This window comes from Bilifractor sp. LCP21S3_A7, assembly GCF_052118825.1.
Classification (GTDB): Bacteria; Bacillota; Clostridia; order Lachnospirales; family Lachnospiraceae; genus Bilifractor.
Genome location: NZ_JBQKGL010000010.1, coordinates 53,263 through 78,402 on the forward strand (window position 1 = coordinate 53,263; position 25,140 = coordinate 78,402).

Here is a 25,140-nt window from a genome sequence, read left to right on the forward strand (position 1 = left end):
GGGCTTTATTATACACTCTCTTATAATCAAGCGCAAATCTGCGCATCCGTGAGCCTTTTACACAGCGGCTTTAAACGAGTCCGGAAAATAAACGCAGCAGAATCTTAGATTTGCTTTGGAAAAGACGGAACTCTCAGGAGAACTGCCCAGACCGCAATGCCTATCAGGATTCCGGTAATGAGGCCGGCAATCATCAGGATCGGGAGATACCAGAGAAGAGGAAGATCGGGGGTGACAAGATATGCGACCAGAATCTGGCCGATATTGTGCGCGGCTCCGCCGGCTGCGCTGATGCCGGTTTCGTGAAATTTTCCAGTGCGGATGAGCAGAACCATGACGAGGATGCTGAGCATGGCGCCGCCCATGCTGTACGCGATACTGAACAGATTTCCGAAGAGAAAACCGATCACCACGACTCTGGCGGCGGATACGAGCACGGCTTCCCTCCAGCCGAACAGCAGAAGCACGATCAGGATGACCACGTTGCAGAGCCCGAGCTTGATGCCGGGTATTCCGAAGCTGAAGGGAATAAGGCTTTCGATGTATCCGCAGAGAATGGCAAGTGCGGTCATAAGGCCAAGGTATGCTGCTCTTTTCGATTTGTTTCTCTGATCCATGATGCGTTCTGCCTTTCTTGTCCCGACTTGGTTATTCTGCCAGTGTATCAATTTCCGGAGAGGACGGCTCAGAATCTGTATCTTCTGTGGAAGAATCGGAGTGATCGGTCTCCTGTCCGGATACAGAGCTGTTTTTATCTGTTCCCTGACCGGATGAGGAATGGATCCCGGCGGTGTCCTGCCCGGAGGAAATGTTCTTGCCTTCGGTGCCCGTACTTCGGGAAGCGTGCGAAGAGCCGGAACTATCGGCATTTATAATTTTGAGAACCACCCGGTTCGGGAGGCAGACAATGCTGCCTCCATTCGCGGTGATCGGCACGGAATGGACGCAGATCTGATCCGGACAGTCGGCAGAGATCATTCGCACGGCACCGTCTTTGATTTCGCAGACATTTGTGTCATTAATTTTTATGACCGTGTCATGCTTCAGATCGTAAGTGCCAAATACTCTGTTGTCAACAGTGATTTCGAGCATGGGAGAATCTTCATGACTCATATACCGGGAATATGCGGCAAGCATCAGAACCGCGGCAGTGAAAATGCAGAGAATCAGGAGTAAATCATTTCGTCCGAAGTTTTTTCTGTTCATAAACAAACCTCTTGTCTGCACCGGAACAGAGGGATTGATGTGTCTCACTGTTCGGGTAAAAAGAGGCCGCCGTATGTGCGGCGGCCTCTGAAAGATATCTGAATATCACAAATATTTACAGATGCAACGGTTCTGTGCGAAATTTACGGTACAATCGCAACGATTCTACCCGAAATTTACGGTACAGCACAATGGTTCTGTTCGAAATTCCGGAGCGGACGTATCAGACAATGCACTTGCGCGGGCAGTTTGCTTTGCATTCTCCGCAGTTTGTGCATTTGCCGTAATCGATGACCGGGAATCCGCCTGCCATCTCGATTGCCTGCTGCGGGCATGTCTTCACACATTTCTGGCAGGAGATACAGCCGATCTTGCAGTTGTTCATGACCGGCTTTCCCTTCTCCGGATTGACGCATCCGATATGCGATACGTAATGATACGGAACCTCTATGATCAGTCCCTTCGGGCAGGCAGCCATACATTTTTTGCAGTCCTTGCAGAGCTCCTCGTCCACATGGGCAACTCCCTTCTGAATAGAAAGCGCGCCAAATTCACACGCCTGGACGCACTCGCCGAATCCGGTGCAGCCGAAGCGGCAGGACTTCGGCCCTCCCGTCGGTGCGAACTTTACGACGTTACAGGACTTCGGGCCTGTGTACACGTAGTTCTCTGTTGTTTTCTCGCAGTCCCCGACACAGCGGACAAAGGCAACTTTCCGTTCGTCACTTCCGGCAGAAGTTCCCATGATCTCCGCGATTTTATCGGCAACAGGTTTCTGTCCCACCACGCAGGAATTGACAGGCGCGTTTCCTGACGCGATTGCAGCCGCCAGAGCGGCGCAACCCGAAAATCCGCAGCCGCCGCAGTTCGCCCCGGGCAGGACCTCTGCGATTGCCTGTTCCTTCTCATCAACAGGAACGGCAAAGACCTTACTGGCAAAGCTGAGGAAGATGCCGACGAATAAACCGACGCCGCCGACCATCAGCGTTGCCGCCAGTATAGTACTTACGCTCATAACCATAACCTCCTTTACGCTTTACTTCAGTGCCGAGAATCCGAAGAATGCGATCGACATCAGAGCGGCAGTAATCATTACGATCGGGAATCCACGGAAGGATTCGGGAACATCGTTGTTTACCATCTTATCACGGATATTTGCGAGAATAATGATTGCAATCGTGTAGCCGATCGCTGTGGCAAAGCCGTAAACGGTACCAGTGAGGATGCTGTAATCCTTCTGCACGTTGATCAGCGCAACTCCCAGTACCGCACAGTTTGTGGTAATCAGCGGAAGATAGATTCCGAGTGCGTCATAGAGTGCCTTTGCGAATTTTTTCAGGAACATCTCCACGAACTGAACCAGGGCCGCAACAATCAGTATAAATACAATGGTCTTCAGATATTCCAGCCCGAAGGGAATCAGAAGAAAATGGTACAGAATTCCGCAGACGAGACTGGAAAGAGTCAGTACGAAGGTCAGCGCCATTCCCATGCCGGCCGCGGTATCGGGCTTCTTGGACACGCCAAGGAACGAACAGATGCCGAGGAACTGGCTGAGAACGACGTTATTGATCAGGCAGGCATTTACAGCCAGCAGAAGTAATGTCATGACTTAGTCGCCTCCTTTTTCTCAGATGAGGGAGCTGCCGTCTGTGCGGCAGACTTTTCGCCGGCAGGTGCCGCAATTGCATCCGCGACGGTTCCCTTGCTGCGTGCAATGGTCTGTGCGGGTGTTTCGGAGCAGGACTCCGGTTTTTCGTCACAGATTCCGAGCTTCATGCAGCTCAGACAGTCGCCGCAGATTTTCTCGGTGGGATCCCAGTCCTTTTTCGGACGGCGTCCTGCACCGATCTTCAGCTTGTTCATCACGGCAACAAGGAAAGCGTAAACCAGGAATGCGCCGGGAGCAAGGACAAAGATATTTACCGGAACGTATCCGGAAGGCATAACCTGCATGCCGAACCAGGTGCCGGCACCGATGATCTCACGGATCGAGGCAATACAGAAAATTGCCACGGTGAAACCGATTCCCATTCCGAGACCGTCGAAGAAGGACGGGATCATTGGTTCCTTGCCGGCATACGCTTCAGCACGGCCCATGATAATGCAGTTCACGACGATCAGAGGGATATAGATGCCCAGTGATGCGTAAAGCGCAGGTGTGAATCCCTCCATCAGGAAGTCGACCATGGTTACAAAGGAAGCTATTACGACGATATACGCCGGCATCCGCATCCGCTCGGGAATGATCTTGCGCAGCGCAGAAATAATCAGGTTTGACAGCGCCAGAATCACGGTGGTAGAAAGCCCCATGCCGATCGCGTTCATTGCGGAAGTCGTCGTCGCAAGGGTCGGGCAGGTTCCGAGAACCAGAACAAATACCGGATTTTCGACGAACAGTCCGTTCCAGAGCCGTTCTGCCGGAGAGTTTTTCTTCAATTTCATGATGCACTGCCTCCCTCCAGATATTCCACTGCAGCCAGAGCACCGTTGACGGCCTTGGTTACAGCGTTTGTCGTTACTGTGCAGCCGCTGATCGCATCGATCTGGTTGTCCGCACTTTTTCCGGTCTTGGTATATGCAATCTCCGTGTTGTCGCCAAGGCTCAGATTGTTGAACTGGTTCTTGAATTCGTCATTTTCCGCTTTCATGCCCATGCCGGCGGTCTCCGAGATGGAAAGGAAGGAGATGCCATTGATGGTAAGGTTTCCAGATTCATCTGCTGTAACGCCTACCATCAGCTCAATCGCACCGCCGTAGCCCTCGTTATTGGTCGCATCTACAACATATCCAAGCTTGTTTCCGTTTTGATCATCGGCTTCACTGATATCGCTGACCGAGGTCTTGTCCAGACCGGCCTTGTCGAGATATGACTGGAAATCGCTCTGGTCAAAATCCGAAACGGTCTTGAAGCTGTCCGCGTTTTCAAAAACTTCTTTCTGGGAGGCGGCTTTCTCGGATGCCTCCTGGGCAGCAATCGGTCCCGCAGTCACTCCGTGTACAGCGCCGAGGAGAAGACCTGCTGCCACGGTGATCACAGTAATGATGATTGTGTCATGAACGACAGATGTCTGTTTCTTGCTCATGCCTTTCCTGCCTCCTTCTGTTTCTTGTCTTTCTGGATGCCGAAGGCTCTCGGACGTGTATAACGCTCAATGAGCGGAACAATGCAGTTCGCGAGGATGATCGCGTAGGAAACACCTTCGGAGCTGTTGCCGATCATGCGATAGAGCCAGGTCATGACACCAAGGAACACCGCGTAAATTGCCTGTCCTTTCGGCGTGATCGGGGATGTGACATAATCCGTCGCCATAAACCATGCGCCAAGCATAATGCCTCCGGCACAGAGCTCTTCCGCAGTGAATTCAAGCGGATTGCTGTAGCCTCTGGCTGCCGCTGTAATCAGAACCAGTACCGCAAAGCTGCCCAGATAGATGACGGGGATCTTCCAGTCAATGATCTGCATCACCAGAAGGAAAATTCCTCCGGCGAGAAGGGCAATTGCGGAGGTCTCACCGATGACACCCTGAACATTTCCCAGGAAAAGTGCGCCGAGATCAAAATGAGCGCCGGTCTTGAGGTACGCAAGCGGGGTTGCTCCGGAGAGAGTGTCTGTGGTGGAAGCCACCTTTGTCACCAGCGAGGTGATTCCGTGACCGGCTGCATAGTTCGTCATTTCACTGGAGAAGGAAATGAGAAGAAAGCATCTGGCTCCGAGCGCAGGATTCATGAAGTTCTGTCCAAGTCCGCCGAAAACCTGCTTTACAACAATAATCGCGAATACTGATCCGATGACCGGGATCCACCACGGAATCTGCGGCGGCATATTCATACCGATCAGAAGCCCGGTGACGACTGCGGAGAGATCTCCGGTGGTGACAGGTTTCTTCAGGATCCGTTCGTAGCAGTACTCGGCAGCGACCGAGGACGCCACGGAAAGGCACAGAATCAGCAGGGCATACGGCCCGAAATTCAGGACTCCCACGATGCTGGCGGGGAGCAGTGCAATGATCACGAAAAGCATGATCTTCCGTGTAGAAATACTGTCTCTTACATGAGGTGAGACAGAAACCTGATATTTTTCATTCATTCTCCTGAACCTCCCTCATTTTTTCTTCCTTTTATTGGCAAGTACCGTCTGGCGCATCATATTGATCTCCGCGGCAAGCGGGCGCTTTGCCGGGCAGGAATAGCTGCAGGAACCGCAGTTCACACATTCCAGTCCGTAGTATTCTTCAAAGGATTTTGCGTCATTATGCTCCGCAAAGTCTGCCAGCCTGCAGGGAAGCAGTCTTGCGGGACAGCCCTTTACACAGCGGCCGCAGTTGATACAGGCGGAAGGCGTCGAACGCGAAACCTCATCCTGCAGGAAAGCGGTAATCGCGCCTGAGGTCTTCGTAACCGGGATGTTCAGGTCGTAGAGAGCGAATCCCATCATGGGACCGCCGGAAATTACCTTTTCGGGCGTGGACTTGAAACCGCCCTCCGCCTCAATGATTTCCGCGTAATTCATGCCGACAGGAACGCGGAAATTCCTCGGATTCACAGGCGCATCGCCAGAGACGGTGAAGACGCGGTCGATGACAGGCCTTCCGTACTTTACCGCCTCATACACAGCAATAACGGTATCGATGTTATCGACGACACATCCGGCGTCTGCCGGGAGCATTCTGGAATTGACATAGCGGCCGGTAATCGCGTTGATCAGGCATCGCTCCGCTCCCTCCGGATATTTTGTCTTCATGACGGCAACGCTGATCCGGCTTTTGCCCGCTGCTGCCTTTCGCATGACCTCTATTGCCTTCGGCTTGTTGTCCTCAATGCAGATGACTCCCTTGCATTCCGGCTTGAACAGCTTCAGAATGATCTCCAGGCCTCCGACGATTTTCTCCGGGAACTCGAGCATGCATCTGTAATCCGAGGTCAGGTAAGGCTCACATTCCGAACCGTTCACCAGGATATGATCCACGACAGACGGATCCTTCGGAGAGAGCTTAACGGCTGTCGGGAAGCCTGCGCCGCCCATCCCGACGACTCCTCCCTCCCGGATTCTGTTCAGGATTTCCTCCCTGGACAAAGCATCCGGGTCAGCCTCCTCAAAGCTGACGCTTTCATACAGATCATCATTTTCGATGACGATAGCATCGACATAACCGCCGGTGGCATTCTTCCTCTTTTCGATTCTGCTTACCGTACCAGATACGGATGCATGAATCGGAGCAGAGACAAAGCCGCCCGCCTCGGCGATTTTCTGCCCGACAAGAACCCGGTCTCCCTTTGCAACGATCGGTTTTGCCGGAGCACCAATGTGCTGTGACAGCAGATAGACTAATTCTTTTCCGGGTTTTATGGCTTCAACCGGTTTCTCCGCTGACAATTCCTTGCCTTCATACGGATGAACGCCACCCTTAAAGGTAAATAATCCCATCTACCCATCCTCCTTCCTTTGCTTACAAATAACATAGATATTATAATACACCGTTTCGAAAAGTGACATTCAATTTCCTGCTAAATCGATATATGTTTCAAAAAAAATGCATAGCGGAAGCCTGTTATATTGAATTTTTCCGGTATCAGAAAAGACAGGCTCCTGTCATCGGACGGCCTGTCTGAAATATCGTCAAAATCTTTTGCTTTCTTATTTCTCGTAATGATGTGCTTCCTCGAGCATCATATCCTTAACCTTCATCAGACGAAAGGATTGTATTTCAGGAAGAGAGGACAAGGAAGAGGAAAAGAAAAATATGAAAGAGGACAAAAAAATGGGCTGTTCCGCTTTCTCGTCACGAAACAGCCCTTTTAATGAATTTCTAGAAGCTTCACTTTATAACCTCCTTTTCTATATTCTGTTATTTCATCAAGATTCCTTCCTGTCTCCTGAATTTGAAAAGCCTTTCACCCTGGGGTTCCAGATCTTATTCCTGAGATTCCGCCGTTGTTTCCGAATTCTGTATTCAGTGCTGACTTTTGAATTCTCTCTTCCTTTGAATCACTCATCTTCTGTCTTCAGAAGCATTTCGCGTTCCTGGAATCGTCATTTCTGCAACCTGCTGCGCAGGTTCACCATAAGCATCTGCTCTCTCGAATTCATTCTCTTCCGAGAACCATCCACTGACAGTTCCGGGAAGGTTTCTCTTCTGTGGAGTTTCTGCACTATCTTCTGTCAGGAACTCTTCAAAGGGAAGAAAAGAGGAAACTTCCGGTTCGGAAAGATATCTTGTTGTTACTTATATAATACTGATATATCTTCACTTTGTCAAGCGTTATTTGATAATAATTTATGAATATAATTATATTCAGAATATTGTGCAAGGCCACGAGATAAAACACTCTGCGCGAGTTTTATCTCGCTATCGCGACGCTCGCCGTACACGAATACTTCGCATTCGGCTGCGGCTCACTGTTCGCGTAAATAAAATACCGGTACAATTTTTGCGGAAGGATAAACAACTTCGTCGTATTGTACCGGTAAAAGGAAATTCTTTTTCAGGTTAGAAAGGCCTGTGGTTTTCATCGTAATTGATGCCGCAGATCTGGTCTATCCGGATCAGCTCCTCATCACTGAAATCGGTGTGACCGATAATTTTTACATTTTCCGCAATCTGCTCCGGTCTTGAGGCACCGATCAGAACTGAGCAGACATGATCATCCTTGAGGATCCACGCAAGCGCCATCTCGGCAAGCGTCTGTCCTCTCTCGCCGGCGAGCTTATCGAGTGCCCTGATCTGACGCAGCCTGTTCTCGGTGAGGTCGGAGGCATGGAGAAATCTTCCGTCCTTCGCGATCCGGCTGTCATCCGGAATCCCGTTGATGTACCGGTTCGAGAGCAGCCCCTGCGCGAGAGGGCTGAAGGCGATGATGCCCATTCCGTTTTCATAGCAGAAATCCTTCACGCCGTCTTCTTCGATGGTACGGTCAAAAATGGAATAACGCCGCTGATTAACAATCAGCGGGAGATGAATATCTGCTGCAATCTCAATCGCGCGTTCGGTGTGCTCTCTGTCGTAATTTGAGATTCCGGCATAGAGCGCCTTGCCACTTCTGACGATCTGATTCAGCGCGTCCATTGTCTCTTCCAGAGGCGTTTCGGGATCCATTCTGTGATGATAAAAAATGTCAACATATTCCAGTCCCAGACGCTTCAGGCTCTGATCAATGCTGGCGGTGAGATATTTTTTGCTTCCCCAGTTTCCATACGGGCCTTCCCACATATCATAGCCCGCTTTAGTTGTAATGACGATTTCATCCCGGTACGGCATGAAATCCTCGCGGAGGATTCTTCCCGCATTTGCCTCGGCGCTTCCGTACACAGGGCCATAATTATTTGCGAGATCAAACTGGGTGATGCCAAGATCGAAGGCGGTCCGGCACATTGCCTTCATGTTGTCGTAATTGCCGTTGCTGCCGAAGTTGTGCCAGAAGCCGAGAGAAACCGCGGGGAATTTCAGCCCGCTGGCTCCGACGTGGTTGTAAGTCATACCGGAGTATCTTCCCGGATCTGCAATGTAAACGTCCTTTTCCATTCCTGTCTTCTTACCCCTTTCCTTTTGGGTGATGCGTAAAATCTGCGCTCAGATATTCCGGCAGGTATCAAGAATGTACTGATACAGGGTCCGTACAGCCGGAGCCATTAACGCAGGATTCAGACACGCCAGGCCGATCTCCCGGTATGCGTCCGGATCCATGCGATATCGTCTGACATTATAGGGAATGTCGTTCATGACGAGTTCAGGCATGATACAGATTCCAAATCCCTTTGCGACCATGATGACCGTAGAAAGGTCATCCAGTACGTGATAGCGAATCTGTGTGGAAAAATTATTCTGCCGCAGATAATTCTGTATATCAGCGTCGGTGGACTCTCTCTGCGCCACGAAATGATGGTGGCTCATCTCCTCAATTCCGATGGTATCTCCCTCGGACTTCTTCTCAAAGTCGGCGGAGACAATACAGAGCAGAGGATCCTTGTAAAAAATCTCAATCGGAATATCTCCGGCGCTCGATGCCGAAAGAAAACCAAAATCAACGATTCCATTCTTGATCCAGTAACGGACATCATCGTAGGTTCCCTCAAAGACCTCAATCCGGATTGCAGGATACTGCGCCTCAAAAGAATGGATGATATCCGGGATCCAGTTGGTGCAGGCACTTGAGAAACAGCCGATCTTCACAGTTCCGGTCTTCAGGCCCTTATACTCCGCCACGACCTGCTGCAGACGCTCATCACTGTTCAATACCGAATTCACGTAGGGAAGAATGTGTTCTCCGTAATTGGTCAGGGTGACTCCCGATTTGTTGCGGGTAAGAACCGCAAAACCAAGCTCCTTCTCCATCGCGGAGATCGAATGACTGATAGCGGACGGCGTGAGGCCGAGTACATCAGCTGCCTTGTGGAAACTTCCCATCTCTGCAACAGTCTTGAATACCTGATACGTAAGTAGTGTCATCGATTCCCTTTCTTTATACGGATTTCTGTTCCTTGATATGAATCTCTGCGCGGAGGATCTCTGAAAAGTCCTGCCGGCCATATCTATTGACTATATCTATTGAAATGATAGCACAATAACATAAATAGGGTAACATATTTATGTGAGATATGGAAGCCCCTCTGCCGCGTCCGTTTTTGCCGCTCATTTTCCGAATTCAGGAGTATTCAGAAGGCAGGAGCTCAGTATCGCGAACATCTGTACTGGAGGTCCTCCCATCGCTTGTCCACTTCATTCTGAAAAACCTGGATCAGGTGTTCATTCTCCGGTTTGAACAGATGGCGGAATCTTCCCTGCGTTCTCAGAAAGTCCTCGATTGGAAGCTTGTGCTTTGGCACATAAGAAAGCTTCCAGACGCCGTGATCCACCTCAAAGAGCGGCCAATAACAGGTTTCAACCGCAAGACGGCAGATCTCCATGACATTTTCTGCCGGATATCTCCATCCGCGGGGGCAGGGGGTCATTACATTCAGGAAAGACGGACCTTCTGTATAGATTCCCTTCTCCGCCTTTCTGTGCAGATCCTTGAAGTCTCTGGTCAGGGTAGTCTGTGCGGCATAGGGGACATAGTGCTCGGCAATGATGGCGGTAAGGTCTTTGCGGTACTGTACCTTGCCGGCTGATTTTGTTCCGGCCGGAGTGGTGGTGGTATCCGCAAACATCGGCGTCGCGGAGGACCGCTGGATACCGGTGTTCATGTAGGCTCCGTTATCATAGCAGACGTAGAGCATGTCGTGTCCTCTCTCCATCGCGCCTGACAGGGACTGGAATCCGATGTCGTAGGTGCCGCCGTCACCCCCGAAGGTGATAAATTTGAAGCAATCCTTCTCCCCGAGACGATGTTTTCTTTTTAAAACTTTATAGGCGGTCTCAACGCCGGACAGCGTTGCTCCGGCGTTCTCAAAAGCGTTGTGGATGTAGCTGTCCTCCCAGGAAGTGTATGGATACATAAAGGAGGAAACCTCAAGACAACCGGTGGCATTTCCGATCACTGCATGATCTTCCGGCTTCAGTGCGCGGAGAACGGCGCGGACGGCGATGGTTGCCCCGCAGCCGGCACACATTCTGTGGCCCGGCGCAAGCCTCTCCGGCCTGGCGAGCATCGTTTTTAAGCTATAGTCATTACTCATTTCTGATTATCTCCTGTTTATGAGGGTATATTCGGGTTCTGATATCGTGTTTATCCGCGCAGATTCACATATTTGTGCTGCTGCACAGGTGTGCCTTCCTCCACAGCAGCCCGGAGCTCGGCAAATACTTCCTTTACATGATCTGTGGTAAAATCTCTTCCTCCGAGGCCGTAGATATAATTGACCGCCTCAATGAATACCCGGCTTCGGTACAATCCTGCCGTCACCTCACTGCCGAGAGGCCCGCCGTTTCCGTTATAGCTTTCGCAGCGGTCCATGATTGCAACCGCTTTGCAGTTCCGAAGTGCCTCCGCAATTTCCGCTTCAGGGAAAGGGCGGAAGACACGGAGTTTCAGTACGCCTGCCTTCCATCCCTCTTCGCGGAGCTCGTCAACCGCCTCCTTTGCTGTCCCGGCAGCGGAACCCATGATCAGCATGATGTAGTCTGCGTCTTCCGTCCGGTATTCCTCAAAAAATCCGTACTTTCTTCCGGACATCTGTTCAAACTTCTCCGCGACCTCCAGGATGACCTGGCGCGCATTTTCCATGGCGGTCTCCTGATTTTTCTTTGCCTCCATCTCATAGTTTGAGATCGAATAAGGACCGACGGAAACCGGCTTTCCGGGATTCAGCATGAACTCCTCCGGCTCGTAGGTGCCGGCGAATTTTTTCACGCTCTCATCCTCCAGAAGACAGATGTTCTGCACGGCATGGCTTGTGATGAAGCCATCCTGGCAGATCATCACGGGCAGGTGAACTCTCGGATCTTCCGCAATCGGATATGCCTGAATATAGTTGTCGTAAACCTCCTGATTGTCTTCCGCGTAGATCTGTATCCAGCCGGTGTCTCTCGCACCCATGCCGTCGGAATGATCGCAGTTGATGTTGATCGGACCGGAAAGCGTGCGGTTCACCAGGGTCAGAACGATGGGCAGCCGGTTGGATGCTGCCAGCAGCAGCTCCTCCCACATGAGAGCCAGTCCAGCGGAGGATGTCGCTGTCATGGTTCGTGCTCCCGCTGCCTCAGAGCCGATAGCGGCAGACATTGCGGAATGCTCGCTCTCGACCGGAATAAAATCGGTGTCCATCTGACCATTCGCGATGTAGGCCGAGACCATCTGCGGTATTTCTGTGGACGGTGTTATGGGAAATGCCGGCATGACATCCGGCTCAACCTGCCGGATCGCATAGGAGACCGCTTCATTTCCGGACATCCTCTCCTTGATTTCTCTGCTCCTGATGATTTCCAGATTACTCATGGTTCAATGCCCTCCTTCATGACAATTGCGTCAAAAGGACAAACCTTTGCGCAGATGCCGCATCCCTTGCAGTGCATATAGTCAAAATCCAATCGTCTGCCGTCCTGAAAGGGGATAGCTCCGTCCGGGCAGACCGGACAGCACAGAAGACACTGTCTGCATTTTTCCTTCATATAAACAGGGGTATTTGTCCTCCATTCTCCGGTGTTGAACTGTCTGGAGGTTCCGCCTGCAAAAATCTGCATGCCTTCCGTAAGACCGCCGCAGGGCGTCTGTTCGTTGATTTGTGATATATCGGTACGCATAAAAATCCTCTCTGGACATTCGCTTCGCGCGAAATCCGTAAAATTGCTGATCTGTCTGTAACTTCTGGCCTATCAGATATACACTGCATATCGGCTCATAATGCACGCCGGCACACTGACCGGCGGTTCAATCACCGACCGCTCTGAAGGCATCCTCCAATGCCCGCATGTTTCCATCGATGACCTCCGGCTTTTTCGCGAATTTGTGCTGAAAGGATTCCCGCATGTTGGCGACAAAAGAATCCTTATCCATGACCCGGCTGACCGCAACTGCTGCTGCAAGCATCGGTGTATTCGGGAAATTCTTTCCGAGTGCTTTTTCTGAAATCTCTCTTGCGTCGACAGTGACCACTCTGCCCTGATATCCGCGAAGCAGCGGCCGGATCTCATCCGGGGTTTTCGGCGTATTTACAATGATGGCGCCGTCTTCCTTCAGACCGTCAGTCACATGAACAGCGTGAAGAAGAGTCTCGTCTACGACAACCACATAGTCCGGATCATAAATATTAGAATGCACCCGGATCGGCATCCGGCTGATGCGGTTAAATGCGGTGATCGGCGCGCCCATCCGCTCCGGACCATATTCCGGAAAGCCCTGCACATACGCGCCGGTCTTAAAGCAGACATCTGCCAGAAGCAGCGCTGCGGTTTTGGCGCCCTGGCCTCCCCGGCCATGCCATCTGATTTCAACTGTGTTCTTCATTGCAAAATCCTCTCTGAATTTCTGCGGCTACATACCGTATGCGGCAATGTTTTTTGCATAATCATTTTTATTCTGTTTGATATTGTTCATCTTTATGTTGATTTACACTCAACTTTTACTATTATACAGAAATCACCGGAATTGTAAACAATTTTTGTTTATGTATCTTCACAAGAATGATGAAACTATTTCATCATTCTTCCAACGAGATAAAACACGCTGCGCGAGTTTTATCTCGCAATCGCGACGCTCGCCGCACACGAATACTTCGCATTCGGCTGTGGCTCACTGTTCGCGTAAAAAAATGAGCGGTCCCGGAGGCCTCAGCGCAGAGATGATTCGCGCAAAGGTCCCGGGACCGCATCAGACCATATTTAATTTTACACCTCGGAATGAAGCTGCAACCGTCTCAACGTTCAAAGGTAAAATAGACAATTACTGCCTCTGCGTCTCTGTGAATCCAGACGCTCGTGTCCTCGCCGCTGTCGCTCTCGAGGTTTCCCGGATAACAGCCGTACTCGTGACCGGCTTTTTCGTCCTTTCCTCTGTCGGGAGCTTCCCCGAAGTCTCCCTTCTGGAACCGTGTCACATAATGGATGATTGTCTGAAATTCACTGCCGACGAAATAGATTTCACGGATACCTGCGGACAGATAGATGGTCTCTCCGTTGATCGTTCCGTAATACGCGGTTCCGTATCCCTTTTTCTTCCCACTGATGTATTTCTTCAAGTCGCTCAATTTCTCCATAGACGGGACCTCCTTTTGACTCATTTTACCGCGGCATGAGGCAAACGGCAATGAGAAAACGTATGCGAACGGTCATTGTCCGCAGGTAATTCCGCGCAAAACGGGGCGCCTGTTCATCAGAGAAGTGTTACACCGTGGTCCGCTGCGTACTTCAGATCTTTCTCCGGCCACAGGGAGACCTGAACTTCTCCGATATGCGCCTTTCTGAGGAAGAACATGCAGATACGGGACTGTCCGATTCCGCCACCGATGGTGTACGGAAGCTTCTTCTCAAGAATTGCTTTCTGGAAGGGAAGCTCCGCTCTCTCCTCACATCCGGCTTCCTTCAGCTGAAGTTTCAGAGAATCCTCATCCACCCGGATACCCATTGAGGAAAGCTCCAGAGCAATATCAGTGACCGGATAATATACAATAATGTCACCGTTCAGAGACCAGTCATCATAATCCGGCGCTCGTCCGTCGTGCTTCTCACCGGACTTCAGTCTTCCGCCGATCTGCTCGATGAAGATCGCACCGTGAATTTTGGCAAACTTGTACTCGCGGTCTTTCGGGGAGTCGTCCGGATACATATCTTCAAGCTCCTGGGAGGTCACAAAGGTGATCTGCTCTGGCAGGATGCAGTGCACATATTCAAATTTGTTCTCGACATACTTTTCTGTCACATGGAGGGCTTCGTAAACATTCTTTACGATCCTGTGAAGCGTCTCGCGGTTCCGCTCCTCCTTTGTGATGACGCGTTCCCAGTCCCACTGATCCACATAGATAGAATGAATGTTGTCTGTGTCCTCGTCCCGACGGATCGCATTCATATCCGTGTAGAGTCCCTGTCCCGGCTGAAAGCCGTAGCGCCCGAGAGCGTATCTCTTCCATTTCGCGAGGGATTGAACGATTTCAGCCTTTCGTTCATTCTGCTCTTTAATTCCGAAGCTGACAGGTCTTTCCACCCCGTTCAGGTTATCGTTCAGGCCGGATTCCGGATCTACGAAAAGAGGCGCTGACACACGCTGAAGATTGAGCTCCGCGGCCAGCTGGTTCTGAAAAAAATCTTTAACTTTCTTTATCGCGATCTGCGTTTCCTTCAGATCAAGTTCCGAATGGTAGCCGTCCGGAATAAAAATGCTGCTCATGGTCTATTCCTCCTATGGTTCTTCTAAAGTAGGTCAAGTACTTCTGACTTAGCTACAATAGCACATTTTTCACCGACGAACAACAAATTATAAACGAAAACAAGCACACCGTACCGATGAAATACTTAAAATTCAGACGACTTTTGCCGGAATGTGCTTTGAGAAATAAGACGAGAGATCTCCCGGCGTCGATGCTTCCGGTCTGTTCTGACACAGGCCTGCAAATTATGACTGATGGATCTACAGATTTGAATGGTAATCCATTCTTCTGATGTTATTATGTCTGCGAAAGATGGCAGCGTTCTCATATCGTATGTGGGATCGATCCCATCTTGAGATGGTGTCCGAGACTGAAACCGGACCTGCTTTGTAAGCATGAAGGAGAGTGAGAGTATGACTCGTTACATTGTAAATATTCCTTCCGTTGAGGAAGCGTCTGTTTTTTCGGCCAGAATACAGAAAATGCCTTTTGATGTTGATCTGCACAGCGGCAGAACCGTGATCGACGCCAAGTCGGTTCTTGGTGTGATCTACTTTGGGGTAGGTCGGAACGCTTTTCTGGAGGCGCATACCGATCGCAAGGCTGATCAGGAAATGCTCGAAGAAGCAGTCCGGGATTATCTGGTACAGGATGATCAGATGGCCCGGGTCATATAAAAAGCAGCCGCCATATCCTCGTTCTTAGTGGCGGTGACGGAGGAACCTGGTAACAGGTGCGTTGTGCCGCGACGGTATGAGCCGTCAGGCTGCTTTGGGTTCCGCAAAGCCGCAGGTGTAAAAGCCTGCGGCTTTTTTTACACGAACAGTGAGCCGCAGCCGAATGCAAAGTATTCGTGTGCGGCGAGCGTCGCGATAGCGAGATAAAACTCGCGCAGCGTGTTTTATCTCATTAACCGTTTTCCGTACAGATACATGCCTGAAAAACGTAATTGAAAAAATAAAAAAACGCTTGCTTTTCTTATTAAGTTTGATACAATGAAATTGCATAAAACTTCTACGCGATGTTATAGCACTCAATTTAAAAGAAAGAACAGATAATATTTTATGCTGCCGTCAGATCATGGCCATCTGCAGAGGAGAATGAATCACAGATGATGACGCCGGCGGAACAGCAGAAAGGACGACAGAATGAGTATTTATGATTATTCGGTAACAACTCCTCAGGGAGAGGAAGTTTCACTTGGACAGTTCAAGGGGAAAGTTATGCTGATCGTGAACACCGCGACCGGCTGTGGATTTACTCCGCAATACAAAGATCTGGAGGAAATTTACGAGGTCTTTCATGATAAGGGACTTGAAATCATCGATATTCCGTGCAATCAGTTCGCCGGACAGACTCCGGGAACTGATGAGGAAATCCATCAGTTCTGCACCCTGAAATACAACACACAGTTCCCGCAGATGAAGAAATCGGATGTGAACGGTGAGAATGCTCTCCCGCTCTATAAATATCTGAAGAGCCAGCAGGGATTCCATGGATTTGGCAAGGGTCCCACCGCTCTGATGATGAGCACCATGCTGAAGAAGATCGACAGCGATTACAAGAACAATCCGGAAATCAAATGGAATTTCACCAAATTTCTGGTGGACCGCGGAGGAAATGTTGTGGCGCGTTTTGAGCCCACGGAAAAAATGAAGGATGTAAGCGCGGAGATCGAAAAACTGATTTAAAGGGAAAGAAACAATGAAGATCTGGACGGATTACACTGATCTGATTTCTGATCCAGAATGTAATTGCCCGGGGCCGGAGAATTTTCCGGTTCCGGGCAATTTATGCTTTTTACGCGAACAGTGAGCCACAGCCGAATGCGAAGTATTCGTGTGCGGCGAGCGTCGCGATAGCGAGATAAAACTCGCACAGCGTGTTTTATCTCGTTACGGGTCCTCTGCTTCCCGGGTGTCGAGCCATACATCATACCAGTCCAGACATTTTTCAGTCCAGACATCTCTCGCCTCTTCGCGTTGATGAAAGTTTGTGGAATCGGCATTCATGTACTCTTCCAGCGTTTCCGGAATCTGCCTCTGTTCCTCTTCCATCCTTAGGCAGATCTTCCGGAAGGCTTCCCCGGAGGTCTCCAGCTCCGGTCGGATCAGGCCGAAACGCCAGTCAAGTGTCGCTTCTTCAGTGGAGAATTCCCGAAGGCGGAAGTGTTCTGCCTTCGGAACCGCCTTTAATTCCTCAATTAACCGCTGATCCTCAGCGGTCCGCAGCGCGGCGATGTCTGTTCCGCTTTTCGCGAGCTCCCTCTGTTCCATATAGTGGTCATATCCGAACGGATAGTAGTGGATTCCGGTTTCACAGGAATCAAACAGTAAAAGAGAGTCCGCCACGCGGCTCAGAAAGTACCGGTCATGAGAGACAAAAAGTATGGTTCCTCTGTAGCATCGAAAGAGAGATTCCAGTGTTTCCTTTGCGGGAATGTCCATATTATTTGTCGGTTCATCCAGAATCAGAAAATTCGGGCGGGGATACAGCAGAGCGGCAAGCACCAGGCGCGATTTTTCCCCGCCGGACAGGTTTTTCACCATTTTTCCGAGGTCTCTGGCGTGAAACAGATAACCAGCCAGAAAATCACGGATTTCTTTCTCGTTCATCGAAGGATAACGGTCATGGAACCATTCCAGAACATTTCTTTCTGCCTCTTCTCCGGCAATTTCGGCGGAGAACTGATCAAAATAGGCAGATTCGATGTGTGCGCCACTCTTCCGCTCTCCATCCAGAGGGGACAGAAGACCCGCGACCGTCTTGAGAAAGGTTGATTTTCCGGACCCGTTCGGCCCGATTACACCGATTTTCTGTCCTCTGCGAATCCGGAAAGAGATTTCCTTGAGAGGGCGGTCCTTCTGGTAACCGATCTTCATATGTACGCATTCAAAGACCCATTTGCTGCCCGAGCGCGCGGGAAGCAGGTCTCCGGTGTGTATGAAAGCATCGTCCGTTCGCGGCTTTTCCACAGGATTCATCCTGTCAAGGATTTTTTTTCTGGAGCGGGCAAAGGCAGCCTTCCTGGGTTTGTTCCTGAATTTCAGGATCAGTTCTCTTTCTCTCTGGATCTCCGCCTGCTGCGCCTCATATGCCTTCAGCTGTCTCTGGTATCGCCGTACCTTTTCTTCCGTATAGGCGGTGTACCCTCCGGAATACCGGGTAACCTGTCCGCCTGCGACCTCCCAGATCACATCAGCAGTCCGGTTGATAAAATATCGGTCATGCGATACCAGGATCACCGCCTTCGGATAGCGGCGGATATAATGTTCAAGCCATTCTACCGATTCAAGATCCAGATGATTGGTGGGCTCGTCGAGGATCAGAACATCGGGTTCGGCCAGGAGGAGCCGGATCAACATGATCTTACGCTGTTCTCCGCCTGAAAATTCACAAAGTTTCCTGGTCTTGTCACTCTTGGCGAGCCCGAAGCCCGTGAGCATCCGGTCATAGAGCTGTTCATAGTAATAACGGTCCCTGGAATACCGGTATCCAGCCGGTTTACCGGACATCACCGCTTCCAGAACTGCCTGCTCAAGGGTTTTGTCCGGATCCCCGGCAAACCTCTGATCCATCATTCCCGTCGTAAAAGCCCGTGAGCGGGTGAGCCCCGCGTCCGGATGCTTTTCATCGGTATCCAGGTCCAGCTTTCCGGATATTACGTCGAGCAGTGTCGTCTTTCCCGCGCCGTTCCGGCCGACAACTGCTGCCTTCTCCGTTCCCCGGATCTCAAAGGAAAAACGGCTGAGTACCGGGATGCCGTCACGGCTTACTGTCCCGTCTTTTATTTCAAGAAGCATTTCTTTGTCTCCTTAAGTTTTGACCTGCTGTCAGATAAACGATGATCCGGGCAGTGAACCTCCCGACATTTTCCCCCTGACTGCAGCTGTGATTGCGGCGGTCAGTTTCGGCTTGATTGCGGCTGTGATTGCGGCGGTCAGTTTCGGCTTGATTGCGGCTGTGACTGCGGCAGCCAGTTTCGGCTTGATCCCGGCCGTGATTGCGTCTGCCAGTGGTTTCAACGGGGAAAACACCAGAATCAGGTAGACAGAGGTACACAAGAAGGCGACAAACATCAGCCAGTTGACGACGCCGTCCGAGCGAAACATTTTTAGAGAAAATCCACGTTTTGACGGCCACAGAAGCAGTTCCCACTGCCGGTTCAGAAGATCTGTGAGCAGGTGGGAGAGGTATCCTGCGGCAAAATAACAGGTGATCTGGGGAAAGATGACGTTGACACAGAGGCAGAAAAGGATCATCGCTGCAAAGGAATGCATAAAGCTCCTGTGATGTGTTCTCCTCCCGATGACGCACAGAAGGAGAAAGGCTGCGATTCCGGCGATAACACGCGATGTGCTGCTCCGGGACATCAGTGACTGATAGATACCGATATGGAAGAAATAATCGGCCAGTATTATCAGGGATACTGCTGCGGTGCATACCCCGATGATTTTCTCAGTCTCTCTTGAGGCCCCGGACGTTCCGGCGTCTATATCGGGCAGAATTCCTCCCATGGCTGCGGCCCCGGTTCCTGCCACAAGTATCGGCAGGGAGGACGGCTCAAAAATCGCCAGTGCTGTCGTGATTCCAATAAAAAAATGCGTCCTTCCAAGCATGCGTGAATGATCTTCTCCCCTGATATTTTTTCTGCGACTATTATAACGGATCACTGTTTTTTCGCAAGGGGCACCTCGGAGAGCAGAGCTGCCCCGCCCGGACACATCGCAGGTGCTTTTTCCGGGGTGATCATCAGGTTGCCTCAGAAGCGGGATTTCCCCGGCCGGAAATATCGCAGGTGTTTTTCCGGGGTGACTGTCAGGTTACCTCACAGGCAGATCTTCCCCGCTGAGGCAGGCGCCGTAATATGCCTGCCCGAGCGCGATCCCTCCGTCGTTTGGGGGAACCAGGTGATGCGTAAGCACGTGAAAGCCGTTCTTTTCGAGCAGATTCTGCATCATCTCGAGAAGGAGCGTGTTCTGAAAGCATCCGCCGGATAAGGCAACGGTGTCGGGCAGACGGCAGTCCAGCCTGCGGAGATGAACGAGCAGACGGCAGGTCTCTCTCGCGAGCAAATCATGAAATACCCAGGCAAGCCGGTCCGGATCTTCTCCGGAAAGCTTACCCAGAATGATCCGTCTGACAATCCTTCCGGTGGGAATCCGGAATATTCCGGAACCGGAAATCTCAGTTTCCGGTTTGACGTTTTTTTTCACTGCGGCTTCTGGATTGTAATATGGATCCAGATTAGATAATTGCCTGTTAGATAATTCCATATTATATGAAGTCATATTATATGAAGCCATATTATATGAATCTATATTATATGAATCCCGGTTATTCAGATCCGTGTTGTATGAATTCTCTGTGTCACAATGGTTCTTCTGGTACTGCAGGGCGCGGTACATTAAGGTGGTAGAGGCTTCTCCTTCGAAGGTTGATGCTCTGCGGATACCAAGGATTGCGCTGACTGCGTCGAAGATTCTCCCGCAGCTCGTAGATACGACGGCATTCAGCCGCTTTTCGTGCATTTTTCGCATAATTCCGGCCTCTGTCGGAGAACAGAGATCAAGCGCTGCCATGATCTCTTCCGGCGACAGATGATCGATTTCATTCCGGCTCCACGGAGGAATTCGTTCCCCCTGTGATAATGGGCTGCCGCCCTGATCCGGGAGCGTGAAAATTCCGCAATTGTCACGGGATTCATGTCCTCTGTCATTCTTCGGGAACGAGAGAACCGCGCAATTGTCACGGGATCCATGTCCCCGGTCATTCTTTCCGAACAGGCTTATGATCAAGGATGCGGCGATCCGCCACCCCTCCCGCGAGGCGGTATCTCCGCCGATATGCAGGAAGGGTTCCACACTTCCAAGTCTTCGGAAACTGTGCGTGTCCGCAAGCAATACTTCTCCGCCCCAGATCGTGCCATCGGTTCCGTAGCCGGTGCCGTCGAAGGAGAGGCCAAGCACGGGATCCGTCCGGTCATTTTCCGCCATACAGGAGAGAATATGGGCGTAGTGGTGCTGGACGCGCACCAGCGGGACGCCTGTCGCGAGTTCTCCGGCGATTTCTGTGGACCGGTAACCGGGGTGGAGATCACAGACAACCAGATCCGGCTTTGCCTCAAGCAGGGTCTCAAAACGTCCGACTGTCTCCCGGAGTGCCTGCGCGCTGCGGACATCTGCAAGATCTCCGATATAAGATGATGGATAAAAAAGGTTTCCTTTTCCGATACAGAAGGTGTTTTTCAGTTCGCCTCCGATTGCCAGAACCGTCCGTCCGGGGGCCGGTCCTTCGGTAACCATGTATGGGAGCGGCGCGTAGCCTCTGGATCTTCGGATCATGTACGGGTTGTTCCGGTAGAAATCCATGACGGAGTCGTCACAGCGGATATTGATTGCGCGGTTGTTCGACAGGATGATATCTGCGATGGAGGAAAGCTCTTCAAGTGCCTCCCGGTCGTTGTGACAGATCGGCGCTCCGCTGACATTTCCGCTTGTCATAACCAGCATAGGCGTCATGGAGCGGCCATCATCATATTGGAAGAGAAGAATCTGAACCGGAGCGTAAGGGAGCATAACGCCGACGCTGGGATTATCCGGCGCCACTGCTGGCGACAGTCGGATGTTGTCTTTCTTTTGCAGGAGAAGAATCGGCTTCTGGTGACCTGTCAGGATGGCTTTCTGTTCCTCTGTCAGGAAACACTCGGCCTGCACACAGGCTTCGTCCTGCATCATCACCGCAAAAGGTTTTGACGGCCGGTGCTTCAGCTCGCGGAGACGCCGGACGGCCTCTGTATTGGAGGCGTCGCAGCAGAGATGAAAGCCACCGATGCCCTTGACCGCTGCGATGCCGCCATCGATCAGGATGCGCCGGGTCTCCAGGATCGCCTCCCTGCCGGTGACCGAGGGCGCACTCCCGTCTTTTGGAAGGATGTAAACATGGGGACCGCAGTCGTTGCAGCAGACAGGCTGGGCGTCATATCTGCGCGTGGAAGGGGTGACATATTCGTGACGGCATTCCGGGCACATGGGGAATACCTTCATGGATGTCCGCTCCCGATCATAGGGAAGAGATTCAAGGATCGTAAGCCTCGGGCCGCACGAGGTGCAGTTGATAAAAGGATGCAGATATCTCCGGTCAGATGGATTCAGCAGCTCCGCCCGGCATTCGTCACAAATGGCGATGTCCGGGGACACAAAGATCTCTCCTTTTGTCTTCCGGCTTTCAATAATTGAAAAATCCGAAAAATGTACCGCTGTTTTCAGTGGACGGACATCCATCTTCAGAATCACTGCCCGTCTCGGCGGCTGTTCGCGGACCAGACGGATAAACGCGCTGATTTTTGCGTCGGTTCCCTCAGCAATCACCTCGACGAAGGAACCCTTGTTGCAGACAGTGCCACGGATGCCGCAGGCAGCCGCATGTCTGGAAACTGTCGGCCGGAAGCCGACCCCCTGTACAATGCCGTATATTTTGATCTGTCTGATGATGTCTGCGGTGTCTGTCATTTTCCATATCCTCCTGGCTGTCAGACTCCTCCGGTTTTTCACAGCCTGTGACCTGTCGTAATACGCGGTTTTCTGCAGCCGATACGGCTTCAGACCTTCCTGTTTCCCGTCTCCCCCGCACCGCCGGAAACAGAAGCGACAGGAAATGATTCATGGTTCACACCTGTCTGTTTCTCCGCTGCACCGCGAAAGTCGGGGTGATCGCCTCTGGATATCACAACGTGGCACCCGGTTGTTTCGATCCGCCTCGCCATACACGCCCTGCATTCCGCAGCCTCGTCCCCCGTGCAGATCTTTCCGTCATAGAGCATATATTTCGCCCGGACCCCCTTTGGAGACAGGTTTGGCATGACAACATTTGCGCCGGCAAGTATTCCCATCTCTCTACCCCTGGGATGAATCGTTCCGAGTGCCGTGGTCGCCGGGAGAAGCGATGCCGGAAACATTAATCTCAGGATGCTCAGCAGATGGAGCGTATCCTCCAGCGTTCCATCCGGTTCATAACGGAACGGGGTATCCTTGTGGTGGATGAACGGGCCGATTCCGATCATCTGCGGCTGCAGATCCCGCATATACAAAAGATCAGTAATGACATTGTCCCAGGTCTGATAAGGACTTCCAACCATGATCCCGCAGCCGACCTGATAGCCGATGGATTTCAGGTCGCTGAGGCAGCGCTTGCGGTTCCGGATGGAAAGCTCCGCCGGATGAAGCCTGGCATAATGTTCCGGATCTGAAGTTTCCTGACGCAGCAGATACCGCTCTGCTCCGGCGTCAAAGTATGCCTGATATTCTTCCCTGGTTTTCTCGCCGATCGAAAGAGTTACCGCGCAGTCCGGATGCTTTCTGCGGATGCTGCTGACAATATCACAGATATCCTCGGTGCTGTAGGACAGGTCTTCACCGCTCTGGAGCACGAAGGTTCGAAAATCCAGCTGATATCCGATATCGGCGCATTCGAGAATCTGTTCACGGGTCAGGTGATAACGTTGGGCCTTCATGTTGCTTTTCCGTATTCCACAGTAATAGCAGTCATTTTTGCAGTAGCTGGAAAATTCAATGATACCCCGCAGGTACACCTCGTTTCCGTAATATTGCTCCCGGACTTCCCTGGCGTTCCCGGCCAGAAATTCTTCCTCCTCCGGATTCATCGTTGTAAGCAGAGCCTTGAAATCATCCCGGGGAAGTACCTTCTGTTCCCGGAGCCGGCGGATTCTGTCCTTATTGTTCATAAAATTCTGCCTCCATGCCTTTCTGTAAACCGTCATGCTGTAAACAGCGCCACATGCTGCATAAAGCCGCCTGCTCCGCTGCTTTGTCACTTCTGGAGAGGCTGGCTTCCGGCTGCCGGAAGCTGTTTTCAGACAGATGGAAGCTTTGCCGCGAGTTCCGAGAATTCCGGGAGCATGCGAAGGGACCGTCCGAGGATTCCCCGCATATAGGAAACCGCAATGCCGTAATTTGTAATGGGTGTACCCTGACTGATGGCGTGATCGCGCCGTGAAGCCATCTCCCGGTCGTTGAGCACACACCCGCCACAGTGGATAACGAGCCGGCAGGAGGACAGGTCTTCTTTCATCGTGCTGCCTGAAGACAGTTCGATGTTCAGTTTTCTGCCGGTGTATTTTTTTAAAAGCGCCGGAATCTTTACGGATCCGATGTCTCCGCAGGTCCGGCGATGTGTGCATCCCTCAGCCACAAGAACCGTGTCTCCGTCCGTCAGTTTTTCTATTTCCTGTACGCCTTCAACAGCTGCTTTAAGATAGCCGCGGTACCGGGCCATCAGAATGGAAAAAGAGGTGAGCGGAACGTTGTCCGGAACGATATCCTTCACCCGATAAAACGCCTGGGAGTCGGTGATGACCAGACGGCAAGCCGGGTTCTGGTTCAGGACATCTGCCAGTTCTTCCGTCTGGCACACACAGGCGGAAGCGTGGTGGAGCAGAATCTCATGGAGAACCATCTGCTGAGGAAGAATAATCCTTCCCTTCGGGGCTTCCGCGTCCATGGGAATAACCAGAATGACAGTATTATTTTTCACGATAAGATCATCCAGCATCCCCGCTGTCCGGATCTTCTCTTTCGCCCGGACCCGGATGGCATGCGTCAGCTCATCAAAACCGTATCCGGTCTCCGCTGAGACCTGAACCGCATCCTCCGGCAGCGAGACGGGCAGACCGAGATCCTGCTTGTTGAAGCACAAGATGACAGGAATATTCTTTTTTGCGAACCGGGTCTGAAGTTCCTTCTCATCCGGAGATATTTTACCATCCCCGATTACAATGACGGCAAGATCAATCCGATCCATCATGTCCTTTGTCTTTTGGACCCTCAGCGCTCCGAGCTCTCCCACATCGTCAAGGCCCGCGGTGTCAATGACCACACAGGGTCCGAGCCCGTGGATTTCCATGGCCTTCCGGACCGGATCAGTTGTCGTGCCGGGGACATCCGATACCACGGAAAGGCTCTGTCCGGTCAGACGGTTGATTACACTGGATTTTCCGGCATTCCTGCGTCCGAAGAATCCGATCTGCACTCTTTCTGATGAGGGTGTTTCATTCATGCTCATAACTGTTTCCTCCTGATGTCCTGAATTTATGTGTATCCAACAATTTCATACGCAAATTGCCCTGTCTGAGGATTCTGTGTCAGGATGCATCCTTCCTTTTTCCCGGTATTTATGCT

Annotated in this window: 23 protein-coding genes; 2 read left to right on the forward strand and 21 right to left on the reverse strand. The window is 51.4% G+C overall.

Annotation, left to right across the window (positions count from 1 at the left end):
• Positions 1-104 precede the first annotated feature (104 nt).
• From ACTQ1O_RS10200 to asnA, 16 genes are all read right to left on the reverse strand, one after another.
• Positions 105-617 carry a Gx transporter family protein gene (locus ACTQ1O_RS10200; protein ID WP_441487152.1) on the reverse strand — a complete coding sequence of 171 codons (513 nt, stop codon included), beginning with the start codon at positions 615-617 and terminating at the stop codon, positions 105-107.
• Between the two features lie 31 nt (positions 618-648).
• Entirely contained in the window at positions 649-1,206 is a 558-nt protein-coding gene (locus ACTQ1O_RS10205; protein WP_441487153.1) for a NusG domain II-containing protein, read from the reverse strand.
• Positions 1,207-1,429: 223 nt separating this feature from the next.
• Positions 1,430-2,221, reverse strand: coding sequence for an RnfABCDGE type electron transport complex subunit B (locus ACTQ1O_RS10210; protein WP_441487154.1), 792 nt, complete (start codon positions 2,219-2,221; stop codon positions 1,430-1,432).
• A gap of 21 nt (positions 2,222-2,242) precedes the next feature.
• Positions 2,243-2,815 (reverse strand): electron transport complex protein RnfA, encoded by a 573-nt coding sequence (locus ACTQ1O_RS10215; protein WP_441475473.1) that lies wholly within the window; start codon positions 2,813-2,815, stop codon positions 2,243-2,245.
• Positions 2,812-3,651 carry an electron transport complex subunit RsxE gene (gene rsxE / locus ACTQ1O_RS10220; RefSeq protein WP_441475474.1) on the reverse strand — a complete coding sequence of 280 codons (840 nt, stop codon included), beginning with the start codon at positions 3,649-3,651 and terminating at the stop codon, positions 2,812-2,814. The genes ACTQ1O_RS10215 and rsxE overlap by 4 nt, the downstream gene beginning before the upstream one ends.
• Positions 3,648-4,292 carry an FMN-binding protein gene (locus tag ACTQ1O_RS10225; protein WP_441487155.1) on the reverse strand — a complete coding sequence of 215 codons (645 nt, stop codon included), beginning with the start codon at positions 4,290-4,292 and terminating at the stop codon, positions 3,648-3,650. The genes rsxE and ACTQ1O_RS10225 overlap by 4 nt, the downstream gene beginning before the upstream one ends.
• On the reverse strand, positions 4,289-5,296 hold the full coding sequence (locus ACTQ1O_RS10230) for an RnfABCDGE type electron transport complex subunit D (RefSeq protein ID WP_441487156.1): 1,008 nt from the start codon (positions 5,294-5,296) through the stop codon (positions 4,289-4,291). The genes ACTQ1O_RS10225 and ACTQ1O_RS10230 overlap by 4 nt, the downstream gene beginning before the upstream one ends.
• A gap of 15 nt (positions 5,297-5,311) precedes the next feature.
• On the reverse strand, positions 5,312-6,634 hold the full coding sequence (gene rsxC / locus ACTQ1O_RS10235; RefSeq protein WP_441487157.1) for an electron transport complex subunit RsxC: 1,323 nt from the start codon (positions 6,632-6,634) through the stop codon (positions 5,312-5,314).
• Between the two features lie 1,063 nt (positions 6,635-7,697).
• Complete coding sequence (locus ACTQ1O_RS10240) at positions 7,698-8,729, reverse strand: aldo/keto reductase (protein WP_441487158.1); 1,032 nt, start codon at positions 8,727-8,729, stop codon at positions 7,698-7,700.
• A gap of 48 nt (positions 8,730-8,777) precedes the next feature.
• On the reverse strand, positions 8,778-9,653 hold the full coding sequence (locus ACTQ1O_RS10245; RefSeq protein ID WP_441099089.1) for a LysR family transcriptional regulator: 876 nt from the start codon (positions 9,651-9,653) through the stop codon (positions 8,778-8,780).
• Positions 9,654-9,874: 221 nt separating this feature from the next.
• Positions 9,875-10,822 (reverse strand): thiamine pyrophosphate-dependent enzyme, encoded by a 948-nt coding sequence (locus ACTQ1O_RS10250; protein WP_441487159.1) that lies wholly within the window; start codon positions 10,820-10,822, stop codon positions 9,875-9,877.
• 50 nt (positions 10,823-10,872) lie between these two features.
• Positions 10,873-12,081 carry a transketolase C-terminal domain-containing protein gene (locus tag ACTQ1O_RS10255; RefSeq protein ID WP_441487160.1) on the reverse strand — a complete coding sequence of 403 codons (1,209 nt, stop codon included), beginning with the start codon at positions 12,079-12,081 and terminating at the stop codon, positions 10,873-10,875.
• Positions 12,078-12,386, reverse strand: coding sequence for a 4Fe-4S binding protein (locus ACTQ1O_RS10260; RefSeq protein WP_441099092.1), 309 nt, complete (start codon positions 12,384-12,386; stop codon positions 12,078-12,080). Before ACTQ1O_RS10260 ends, ACTQ1O_RS10255 begins: the two co-directional genes overlap by 4 nt.
• Positions 12,387-12,513: 127 nt before the next feature.
• On the reverse strand, positions 12,514-13,089 hold the full coding sequence (locus tag ACTQ1O_RS10265) for a 2-oxoacid:acceptor oxidoreductase family protein (RefSeq protein WP_441099093.1): 576 nt from the start codon (positions 13,087-13,089) through the stop codon (positions 12,514-12,516).
• A 409-nt stretch (positions 13,090-13,498) separates the two neighbouring features.
• Entirely contained in the window at positions 13,499-13,837 is a 339-nt protein-coding gene (locus ACTQ1O_RS10270; protein ID WP_441487161.1) for a hypothetical protein, read from the reverse strand.
• 116 nt (positions 13,838-13,953) lie between these two features.
• The gene (gene asnA, locus ACTQ1O_RS10275; protein WP_441487162.1) at positions 13,954-14,964 is read right to left on the reverse strand and encodes an aspartate--ammonia ligase; all 1,011 of its coding nucleotides are present in this window, start codon (positions 14,962-14,964) and stop codon (positions 13,954-13,956) included.
• Positions 14,965-15,357: 393 nt separating this feature from the next.
• Between asnA and ACTQ1O_RS10280 the strand changes: the two genes are divergently transcribed.
• Positions 15,358-15,621 (forward strand): HPr family phosphocarrier protein, encoded by a 264-nt coding sequence (locus ACTQ1O_RS10280; protein WP_441487163.1) that lies wholly within the window; start codon positions 15,358-15,360, stop codon positions 15,619-15,621.
• Positions 15,622-16,092: 471 nt separating this feature from the next.
• A complete protein-coding gene (locus ACTQ1O_RS10285; protein ID WP_441487164.1) occupies positions 16,093-16,635 on the forward strand; it encodes a glutathione peroxidase in 543 nt (180 codons plus the stop codon).
• A 204-nt stretch (positions 16,636-16,839) separates the two neighbouring features.
• Here ACTQ1O_RS10285 and ACTQ1O_RS10290 read toward each other — a convergent pair whose 3' ends face one another.
• The 5 genes from ACTQ1O_RS10290 to hydF all read right to left on the reverse strand — a co-directional run bounded on the left by ACTQ1O_RS10290 (position 16,840) and on the right by hydF (position 25,024).
• Positions 16,840-18,747, reverse strand: a complete 1,908-nt coding sequence (locus ACTQ1O_RS10290; protein ID WP_441487165.1) for an ABC-F family ATP-binding cassette domain-containing protein — start codon at positions 18,745-18,747, stop codon at positions 16,840-16,842.
• A gap of 30 nt (positions 18,748-18,777) precedes the next feature.
• Positions 18,778-19,563, reverse strand: coding sequence for a metal-dependent hydrolase (locus ACTQ1O_RS10295; RefSeq protein WP_441487166.1), 786 nt, complete (start codon positions 19,561-19,563; stop codon positions 18,778-18,780).
• A gap of 204 nt (positions 19,564-19,767) precedes the next feature.
• Complete coding sequence (gene hypF, locus ACTQ1O_RS10300; RefSeq protein WP_441487167.1) at positions 19,768-22,455, reverse strand: carbamoyltransferase HypF; 2,688 nt, start codon at positions 22,453-22,455, stop codon at positions 19,768-19,770.
• Positions 22,456-22,544: 89 nt separating this feature from the next.
• A complete protein-coding gene (hydE, locus tag ACTQ1O_RS10305; protein ID WP_441487168.1) occupies positions 22,545-23,687 on the reverse strand; it encodes a [FeFe] hydrogenase H-cluster radical SAM maturase HydE in 1,143 nt (380 codons plus the stop codon).
• Positions 23,688-23,815: 128 nt separating this feature from the next.
• Positions 23,816-25,024: a [FeFe] hydrogenase H-cluster maturation GTPase HydF gene (hydF, locus tag ACTQ1O_RS10310; protein ID WP_441487169.1), complete on the reverse strand. Its 1,209-nt coding sequence runs from the start codon at positions 25,022-25,024 to the stop codon at positions 23,816-23,818.
• Positions 25,025-25,140 lie beyond the last annotated feature (116 nt).

Coding starts and splice junctions, on each gene's coding strand:
- ACTQ1O_RS10285 (WP_441487164.1), top strand. CDS start 16,093: ATGAGTATTTATGATTATTCGGTAACAACTCCTCAGGGAGAGGAAGTT.
- ACTQ1O_RS10230 (WP_441487156.1), bottom strand. CDS start 5,296: ATGAATGAAAAATATCAGGTTTCTGTCTCACCTCATGTAAGAGACAGT.
- ACTQ1O_RS10270 (WP_441487161.1), bottom strand. CDS start 13,837: ATGGAGAAATTGAGCGACTTGAAGAAATACATCAGTGGGAAGAAAAAG.
- ACTQ1O_RS10250 (WP_441487159.1), bottom strand. CDS start 10,822: ATGAGTAATGACTATAGCTTAAAAACGATGCTCGCCAGGCCGGAGAGG.
- asnA (WP_441487162.1), bottom strand. CDS start 14,964: ATGAGCAGCATTTTTATTCCGGACGGCTACCATTCGGAACTTGATCTG.
- ACTQ1O_RS10215 (WP_441475473.1), bottom strand. CDS start 2,815: ATGACATTACTTCTGCTGGCTGTAAATGCCTGCCTGATCAATAACGTC.
- ACTQ1O_RS10205 (WP_441487153.1), bottom strand. CDS start 1,206: ATGAACAGAAAAAACTTCGGACGAAATGATTTACTCCTGATTCTCTGC.
- ACTQ1O_RS10295 (WP_441487166.1), bottom strand. CDS start 19,563: ATGCTTGGAAGGACGCATTTTTTTATTGGAATCACGACAGCACTGGCG.
- ACTQ1O_RS10225 (WP_441487155.1), bottom strand. CDS start 4,292: ATGAGCAAGAAACAGACATCTGTCGTTCATGACACAATCATCATTACT.
- ACTQ1O_RS10200 (WP_441487152.1), bottom strand. CDS start 617: ATGGATCAGAGAAACAAATCGAAAAGAGCAGCATACCTTGGCCTTATG.
- ACTQ1O_RS10280 (WP_441487163.1), top strand. CDS start 15,358: ATGACTCGTTACATTGTAAATATTCCTTCCGTTGAGGAAGCGTCTGTT.
- hydE (WP_441487168.1), bottom strand. CDS start 23,687: ATGAACAATAAGGACAGAATCCGCCGGCTCCGGGAACAGAAGGTACTT.
- ACTQ1O_RS10290 (WP_441487165.1), bottom strand. CDS start 18,747: ATGCTTCTTGAAATAAAAGACGGGACAGTAAGCCGTGACGGCATCCCG.
- ACTQ1O_RS10265 (WP_441099093.1), bottom strand. CDS start 13,089: ATGAAGAACACAGTTGAAATCAGATGGCATGGCCGGGGAGGCCAGGGC.
- ACTQ1O_RS10245 (WP_441099089.1), bottom strand. CDS start 9,653: ATGACACTACTTACGTATCAGGTATTCAAGACTGTTGCAGAGATGGGA.
- rsxE (WP_441475474.1), bottom strand. CDS start 3,651: ATGAAATTGAAGAAAAACTCTCCGGCAGAACGGCTCTGGAACGGACTG.
- hydF (WP_441487169.1), bottom strand. CDS start 25,024: ATGAGCATGAATGAAACACCCTCATCAGAAAGAGTGCAGATCGGATTC.
- hypF (WP_441487167.1), bottom strand. CDS start 22,455: ATGACAGACACCGCAGACATCATCAGACAGATCAAAATATACGGCATT.
- rsxC (WP_441487157.1), bottom strand. CDS start 6,634: ATGGGATTATTTACCTTTAAGGGTGGCGTTCATCCGTATGAAGGCAAG.
- ACTQ1O_RS10210 (WP_441487154.1), bottom strand. CDS start 2,221: ATGAGCGTAAGTACTATACTGGCGGCAACGCTGATGGTCGGCGGCGTC.
- ACTQ1O_RS10240 (WP_441487158.1), bottom strand. CDS start 8,729: ATGGAAAAGGACGTTTACATTGCAGATCCGGGAAGATACTCCGGTATG.
- ACTQ1O_RS10260 (WP_441099092.1), bottom strand. CDS start 12,386: ATGCGTACCGATATATCACAAATCAACGAACAGACGCCCTGCGGCGGT.
- ACTQ1O_RS10255 (WP_441487160.1), bottom strand. CDS start 12,081: ATGAGTAATCTGGAAATCATCAGGAGCAGAGAAATCAAGGAGAGGATG.